The organism is Shewanella sp. SG41-4 (genome assembly GCF_014164505.1).
Lineage (GTDB): Bacteria > Pseudomonadota > Gammaproteobacteria > Enterobacterales > Shewanellaceae > Shewanella.
The window spans coordinates 1-1,076 of the sequence record NZ_JACJFI010000669.1 but is presented as its reverse complement, the minus strand read 5'-3'; the positions used below and the strand labels follow the sequence as shown (position 1 = coordinate 1,076).

Below are 1,076 nucleotides of genomic sequence, written 5' to 3'. Positions count from 1 at the left end.
AATTGAGTGCGCCTCTGTTATCAAAGGAAATACCTCGGTAAACATTGATTCTGTCGGATTTAATATTTGAACCCATGACATCCAACCATAAATAGGATGCATAATAAGCTTATTTTCGACTGTAAAATCATGTTCCGCATTAACTGTACAGCCTTTAGCCGGCCTTTTCGGCTTATCGCCAAACAGTCGTTCATAGCTATTCCTACTTATACCAAAACTTAACCTATAAACACCAGCCCTATCAAGTTTTGAAGATTTATCATTGTCTCCATCTTTTTCTTTGATAGTGCAAAAGTAAACCCCATTGGGAAGGGCTTTACCGGGATTATAAAATAGTGATGTTTCTCCCCAACTTGATTTTGGGACTATCCCTTCGAACGAAGAAACTATTTTTTCAATGATACTTTCAGGATGCATAGCCACTACCTCAGATTGCTAACGATTCTTGGCATCTACTCGTTTTTATATGATTTATTAGAAAAATATTACTCGGAAGTGTCGCCTATTCAACTAAGGTTATTTATTAATCGATAATGTTAATTGCAAATAATCATAAGTCTAATTCCTCCCTCATCACAGGACTAACTTGATCTACTGTCTATTCTTTGGAGGAATAGTAAGCTTGAAATATTGCAACCTCGTGGAACCAGAGCGAGATCGCGAACGTAGTTCGATAAATCTTCATAGTTAGGATGGTTTCTAGTTCTTTTGCTTGCAGGTCAAACATAGAGTTCAAAAAGTAAGCAATCATGCGGTTACCCTGTTACCGTACTACTCATAATTCACTCCGGCTTCATATTGAACGCATCAATTGCAAGAACAAGATTGTCTCCTACCAATGATTTCATCGTATGTTGTACACTAGACTTCATATCAACATATAAGATCGGTATCAATAGCTACTTTTTCTACGAAATAAACGTATGTAGCATCCATTCCAACAAGAATATCTAGACACTTAATCATTGATAAGTAAATCTAACACGTTGAACCCAGCAATATTTTCTTGAACATAAATACTAGCTAATATGTTTAATTCGTAGTACTGACCTGCATGTAATCGACAACGAATAACG

1 protein-coding gene is annotated in these 1,076 nt (G+C 36.2%); it reads right to left on the bottom strand.

All coding sequences use genetic code 11. The annotated features are described in order from the left end of the window. The coding region (locus tag H5202_RS23145; RefSeq protein WP_182774071.1) for a DUF6194 family protein at positions 1-417 on the bottom strand (417 nt) is incomplete at its 3' end. Positions 418-1,076 lie beyond the last annotated feature (659 nt).